Here is a 6,341-nt window from a genome sequence, read left to right on the forward strand (position 1 = left end):
TCTGTTGCAAAGATTGGCGGCAGTCAGAGGTAGGCTGTCGCTCTGCGCCGATCAGGCGGCTGCTGCGAAATGGTGGTTGAGCATGCCCATGGCCTCCGTCAGCGCCGAGGGCCCAATGCCAAAAGCTCTCTCCACAAGGCGCACCTCGCCCCTGATGCCGGGCTGCAGGCACCAGGGGCGAGCCTGTCCTTTGCGCAGGGCTCGCATGACTTCGAATCCCTTGATCGTGGCATAGGCCGTGGGGATCGATTTGAAACCGCGCACCGGCTTGATCAGTATCTTGAGCTTTCCGTGATCGGCCTCGATCACGTTATTGAGATACTTCACCTGCCGGTGGGCCGTCTCCCGGTCCAGCTTTCCTTCGCGCTTCAATTCGGTGATCGCTGCACCATAGCTCGGCGCTTTGTCGGTATTGAGCGTGGCAGGCTTTTCCCAGTGCTTCAGGCCTCGCAGGGCCTTGCCCAGGAACCGCTTCGCTGCCTTGGCGCTGCGGGTCGGCGACAGGTAGAAATCGATCGTGTCGCCCCGCTTGTCGACTGCCCGGTACAGGTAGGTCCACTTGCCCCGCACCTTGACGTAGGTTTCATCCAGGCGCCAGCTCGGATCAAAGCCACGCCGCCAGAACCAGCGCAGCCGCTTCTCCATCTCCGGGGCGTAGCACTGGACCCAGCGATAGATCGTCGTATGGTCGACCGAAATGCCGCGTTCCGCCAGCATTTCCTCAAGGTCGCGATAGCTGATCGGATAGCGACAATACCAGCGCACCGCCCACAGGATCACATCACCCTGGAAATGGCGCCACTTGAAATCCGTCATCGTTCCGTCCGTCCAATCTCCGCCAAGCATGCTCAAGCTTCACGATTTTTGCAACAGAGCCCACACGAGTATTGAGCATAGTCGAGATTGGTGCAGATCACTTCTGATATTGAACTGTCAGGAGCTGGCTGCACAACAGCCATTACGCCCAATCAACTGGTGCAGTCGTCTTCTGAAAATGACATTTGGTATCTCTCATAAACGGATGTTTTTGAGAGAACTATCTTCGGCCTTCACACGCACGAAAGGCGGCGAAGCTCCGCCGTTAATCCGTCCGCCGGAGATCTCGCCCAGGCAGGCTGAAGGCCGAGCAAGCCTGACAGGCCGAAAAGCCCGGCACGGGCGTCGGCGGCGATGACGGCGGCGGCATTATCCAGGGTTGATGATGGAAGTGGAGGATATCGACAACCTCTCGCGCAACCAAGACATCGCGGTCGGACTGCAAGTGATCTTGAAGCCACGGGCCCGTCCCACCCCGACATGGACCTCGATGCCCGAACGGACGTTAGATTTCGAGTTCTAGGCGTTCTGCGATGAAGGTTGGATCCCAGCCGGGATTGAAAGTGTCGACGTGGGTGAATCCGAGCCGCTCGTATAGGCCACGCAGGTTCGGGTGGCAGTCGAGCCGCAGCTTGGCGCACCCTGCGTTCGCGCGGCATGGCGGCAAGCCTCGATCAGCGCGGAGCTGACACCCCGGCCCGCATGTGTCCGTCGCACCGCGAGCTTGTGCAGATATGCGGCCTCCCCCTTGAGGGCGTCGGGCCAGAACTCGGGATCCTCGGCCGACAAGGTGCAACAGCCGACGATGCCGTCGCTGCAACTCGCGACTAGGAGCTCGGATCTCAGGACGAAGGTCTCCGCGAATGTCCGGTCGATCCGCGCGACGTCCCAGGCGGGCGTTCCCTTGGCGGACATCCACGCCGCAGCGTCGTGCATCAGCCGCACAACCTCGTCGATATCACCCGAGCAGGCGACCCGAACGTTCGGAGGCTCTCGCTGTCCATTCGCTCCCCTGGCGCGGTATGAACCGCCGCCTCATAGTGCAGTTTGATCCTGACGAGCCCAGCATGTCTGCGCCCACCTTCGCGGAACCTGACCAGGGTCCGCTAGCGGGCGGCCGGAAGGTGAATGCTAGGCATGATCTAACCCTCGGTCTCTGGCGTCGCGACTGCGAAATTTCGCGAGGGTTTCCGAGAAGGTGATTGCGCTTCGCAGATCTCCAGGCGCGTGGGTGCGGACGTAGTCAGCGCCATTGCCGATCGCGTGAAGTTCCGCCGCAAGGCTCGCTGGACCCAGATCCTTTACAGGAAGGCCAACGGTGGCGCCCAGAAGGATTTCCGCGACACCGAGACCAATAGCGGAAGCCCCAACGCCGACTTCAGCTTTTGAAGGTTCGACAGCACGTGCAGCGATGTTTCCGGTGCGGGGCTCAGAAAAATCCCATCCCCGGATCGAGGATGAGCCGGTCGGCAGCGACCCCGCTCCGTCGCAAGGCGGAACCCGCGCCTCGAAGAACCGCACAATCTCGTCGAGCGCGTCTTCGGGTCGAAGGTGACCGGTGCGGGTGGCGATGCCCATCCGCTGCGCTGAGTGCATAACCACCAGCCTGCAGTCCGCCTCAGCAATATCGGGATAGAGCGCAGGGTCAGGAAATCCTTGGATATCGTTCAGGTAACCACGCCGCGCTTGAGCGCATAGCGCTGGGTTTCCGGTTGGAAGCTGTCGATTGAAACACGGTGCATCTGATCGGACAGGGCGTCTAAGAGCGGCGCAATACGTCTGATCTCATCGGCCGGCGATACAGGCCTCGCGTCCGGATGGCTGGCGGCCGGTCCGACATCCACGACGTTCTGATCCGACTCGCAGCATTTCGATCGCCGCGGTGACAGCGCCGGCGGGGTCTAGCCGCCGGCTCTCATCGAAGAAGGAGTCCTCGGTGAGATTCAGAATGCCGAACACCGTCACCATGGCGTCGGCCTCCGCAGCGACTTCCACGATGGGATCGGGCGAGCAAAAAGGCAGCAATTATGAGCCCCATACCTACAAAGCCCCACGCATCAAGCTTTTGCCCATGAAGCAACCAGGCAATGGCTGTAATTATGACGACGCCGAGTCCCGACCAGACTGCATAAGCAACACCGACAGGGATGGATTTCAGAACCAGAGAAAGAAAATAAAATGCGATGCCATAACCGATTATGACAACGGCGGAAGGGGCAAGCTTAGTAAAGCCCTCGCTAGATTTTAATGCGGATGTTGCGATTACTTCGCCAACTATTGCGATAACAAGAAAAAGCCAGCCTTTCATGATGTCTAACTCCCAATTTGTGTAGGGCTTATTATGCACGCTTAAAAATAATAAAAGCAGACTTGACCTGATAGTTTGGCTGTGAGCAATTATGTGCTTAGTGCATCTAACGCCGCTAAGCAGCGGCACATTTTGCGTTTTGAGCGCAGCGAAGCAAAATGTGTCCGATGGCTTGGATGGTTAACCCCTTTGCCAGATTTGATAGCGATAATTTATATTTGAATGAAATTCCTGCTCGAACACCACATTGAACTCTTTGGGGATTTCCGGAAAGAAAACATTGCCCTCTGGCTCGGAATCTATTGTCGAGATATGTAGCGTGTCGGCATGGGCGATCAGACTCTTGTAGATCTCTCCACCACCAGAAACAACAACATGGTTCGTAAGAGTCTTTAGCTCCCTCATTGCTGCTTCTATAGATGGAAACACAACCACATCATCGTTAGTAGCTACCGATCCTGAGCGGCTGACAACTGCATACTTTCTATTTGGGAGAGCCCCCATTGCCTCAAATGTTTTACGGCCGACTAAGAGCCATTGATTGTAAGTTATTGCTTTAAAAAGCAGCTGCTCACCTTTAGCGTTCCACGGGATATCCGAGCCGCAGCCAATAACCCCATTTCTTGCTTTTGCAGCCATTAGTGATATTTTCACGATACTCCTTTGGGTTAACGCCGCCATAAACGGCGACAGGGTGGCGCGCCTATTGCGCATAAAATGGCGAAGCCATGCGCAACAGGCGCGGAATCTCTGGCGTCCGGTTTGATGGCTTTGTTATGCAAAGGACTAGTCTTCAATGACGTGTAAACCACGGCGCTTTAAGTCCTCCAACGAATCCAACATTCCCCTTATTAATTCAACAGGATGCCCCTCCCAGTCTTCAACAACGCCAACAATTCTCAAGGGTTCGCAGGTTCTATAGGACTGTGTTGGATTACCGGGAAATCTTTTGTTCGTAAGATTCGGATCGTCTTCGAACGGTCCTGTTGGCTCAACTATGTATATGTAGCCGCGACCCTCGAGGCCAGACAGTGACATAGCAAGTTCAGCTCCCCAAACTGCTGGCTCCATCAAGGCTGAAAAGTAGATGTGCTTAAGAATACGACCGTCCTCGAAATGAGAGATGAACCCTGTGGTTAGCAAGTCACCAATCGCCAAATTGGCTTTGGTTCCATGATAGAACGGTCCTTGCACCTGCTTGTAATTATCATGAGAGATGGGAATCCAATCTTTTACCATTTTAAGACCCTTAATTGTTGGGATTTGGCTGCATAACGTTTGACATGAGGGGCGGCCAAGGGCGCCAGCCCTTGGACGTCCCCCTCGATGGAAGGGTTAGGCATCACTGCGTGTTCGCTCGAATGCCTGGCGTGTTTGAACCATGTACACGGCTGGACCATATGGGGTGGTTACGGTACCTTGCCTCTCAAACCCCGCTTTCTCGTAGCATCGGATCGCTCGCAAGTTGCTCGGCGACGGGTCCGTTTGGATCTTGGTGACCTCGGGATCATTGAACAGCAACTCAACCAGAGCTCGAACCAGCTTGGTTCCCAAGCCTTTGCCCAGTTGTGATGCATTCGCCAGTAACTGGTCTATTCCGCGTACTCCTGGATCGGTTTCTTCTTCCCACCGTCCGTCCCCGCTTCCAAGAGCAACGTACGACTGGGCATACCCAATCGGCTCTCCATTCAGCATTGCAATGTATGGAGTGACGGACTCTTGCGCTAAAACGCTTGGCAAGTACTGTTCCTGTACGTCAGCAAGTGTCGGGCGTGCTTCTTCTCCGCCCCACCACTCGACGATATGAGATCGATTTAGCCACTCATAGAGCATCGCAAGGTCATGCTCAGTCATGAGGCGCAGTGTGACGGAATCGTTGCTGTTGGTCACGATGCTGTACTTTGTGATGCCTAACTTTGTTTTTGCGTTGCTCATGATGTCTAACTCCCAATTTGTGTAGGGCTTATTATGCACGCTTAAAAATAATAAAAGCAGACTTGACCTGATAGTTTGGCTGTGAGCAATTATGTGCTTAGTGCATCTAACTTTGTTTTAGGGCGACTGCCCTGCTGCGTAACATCGTTGCTGCTCCATAACATCAAACATCGACCCACGGCGTAACGCGCTTGCTGCTTGGATGCCCGAGGCATAGACTGTACAAAAAAACAGTCATAACAAGCCATGAAAACCGCCACTGCGCCGTTACCACCGCTGCGTTCGGTCAAGGTTCTGGACCAGTTGCGTGAGCGCATACGCTACTTGCATTACAGCTTACGAACCGAACAGGCTTATGTCCACTGGGTTCGTGCCTTCATCCGTTTCCACGGTGTGCGTCACCCGGCAACCTTGGGCAGCAGCGAAGTCGAGGCATTTCTGTCCTGGCTGGCGAACGAGCGCAAGGTTTCGGTCTCCACGCATCGTCAGGCATTGGCGGCCTTGCTGTTCTTCTACGGCAAGGTGCTGTGCACGGATCTGCCCTGGCTTCAGGAGATCGGAAGACCTCGGCCGTCGCGGCGCTTGCCGGTGGTGCTGACCCCGGATGAAGTGGTTCGCATCCTCGGTTTTCTGGAAGGCGAGCATCGTTTGTTCGCCCAGCTTCTGTATGGAACGGGCATGCGGATCAGTGAGGGTTTGCAACTGCGGGTCAAGGATCTGGATTTCGATCACGGCACGATCATCGTGCGGGAGGGCAAGGGCTCCAAGGATCGGGCCTTGATGTTACCCGAGAGCTTGGCACCCAGCCTGCGCGAGCAGCTGTCGCGTGCACGGGCATGGTGGCTGAAGGACCAGGCCGAGGGCCGCAGCGGCGTTGCGCTTCCCGACGCCCCTTGAGCGGAAGTATCCGCGCGCCGGGCATTCCTGGCCGTGGTTCTGGGTTTTTGCGCAGCACACGCATTCGACCGATCCACGGAGCGGTGTCGTGCGTCGCCATCACATGTATGACCAGACCTTTCAGCGCGCCTTCAAACGTGCCGTAGAACAAGCAGGCATCACGAAGCCGCCCACCGCACACCTCCGCCACTCGTTCGCGACGGCCTTGCTCCGCAGCGGTTACGACATTCGAACCGTGCAGGATCTGCTCGGCCATTCCGACGTCTCTACGACGATGATTTACACGCATGTGCTGAAAGTTGGCGGTGCCGGAGTGCGCTCACCGCTTGATGCGCTGCCGCCCCTCACTAGTGAGAGGTAGGGCAGCGCAAGTCAATCCTGGCGG

5 protein-coding genes and 3 pseudogenes are annotated in these 6,341 nt (G+C 56.3%); 1 reads left to right on the top strand and 7 read right to left on the bottom strand.

The features are described 5' to 3' along the window. Positions 1-51: 51 nt before the first annotated feature. The 7 genes and pseudogenes from PI91_RS00800 to PI91_RS00830 form a co-directional block, all read right to left on the bottom strand. A complete protein-coding gene (locus PI91_RS00800) occupies positions 52-816 on the bottom strand; it encodes an IS6-like element IS6100 family transposase (RefSeq protein ID WP_001389365.1) in 765 nt (254 codons plus the stop codon). Positions 817-1,335: 519 nt separating this feature from the next. Continuing rightward, positions 1,336-1,773 (bottom strand): GNAT family N-acetyltransferase, encoded by a 438-nt coding sequence (locus PI91_RS00805; protein ID WP_369803985.1) that lies wholly within the window; start codon positions 1,771-1,773, stop codon positions 1,336-1,338. A 174-nt stretch (positions 1,774-1,947) separates the two neighbouring features. Continuing rightward, positions 1,948-2,784 (bottom strand): annotated as a pseudogene (sul1, locus tag PI91_RS00810) (sulfonamide-resistant dihydropteroate synthase Sul1). Further along, positions 2,778-3,124 (bottom strand): annotated as a pseudogene (qacE, locus tag PI91_RS24335) (quaternary ammonium compound efflux SMR transporter QacE). Before qacE ends, sul1 begins: the two co-directional pseudogenes overlap by 7 nt. Before the next feature lie 180 nt (positions 3,125-3,304). Next, the gene (dfrA27, locus tag PI91_RS00820; protein WP_001749985.1) at positions 3,305-3,778 is read right to left on the bottom strand and encodes a trimethoprim-resistant dihydrofolate reductase DfrA27; all 474 of its coding nucleotides are present in this window, start codon (positions 3,776-3,778) and stop codon (positions 3,305-3,307) included. 132 nt (positions 3,779-3,910) lie between these two features. Next, a complete protein-coding gene (locus PI91_RS00825) occupies positions 3,911-4,363 on the bottom strand; it encodes an NAD(+)--rifampin ADP-ribosyltransferase Arr-3 (protein WP_001749986.1) in 453 nt (150 codons plus the stop codon). Positions 4,364-4,459: 96 nt separating this feature from the next. Continuing rightward, the gene (locus tag PI91_RS00830; protein ID WP_063840321.1) at positions 4,460-5,014 is read right to left on the bottom strand and encodes a fluoroquinolone-acetylating aminoglycoside 6'-N-acetyltransferase AAC(6')-Ib-cr5; all 555 of its coding nucleotides are present in this window, start codon (positions 5,012-5,014) and stop codon (positions 4,460-4,462) included. 291 nt (positions 5,015-5,305) lie between these two features. Here PI91_RS00830 and intI1 point away from each other — a divergent pair. Continuing rightward, positions 5,306-6,317: pseudogene (intI1, locus tag PI91_RS00835) on the top strand (class 1 integron integrase IntI1). The last annotated feature ends 24 nt before the right edge of the window (positions 6,318-6,341 follow it).

It is taken from the genome of Enterobacter sp. FB, from assembly GCF_000805795.1.
In the GTDB taxonomy this organism is placed as follows: domain Bacteria; phylum Pseudomonadota; class Gammaproteobacteria; order Enterobacterales; family Enterobacteriaceae; genus Enterobacter; species Enterobacter roggenkampii.

What these genes read in the sequence shown, in the direction of transcription:
- PI91_RS00825 (WP_001749986.1), bottom strand. Translation starts at nt 4,363, where the DNA reads ATGGTAAAAGATTGGATTCCCATCTCTCATGATAATTACAAGCAGGTG.
- PI91_RS00800 (WP_001389365.1), bottom strand. Translation starts at nt 816, where the DNA reads ATGACGGATTTCAAGTGGCGCCATTTCCAGGGTGATGTGATCCTGTGG.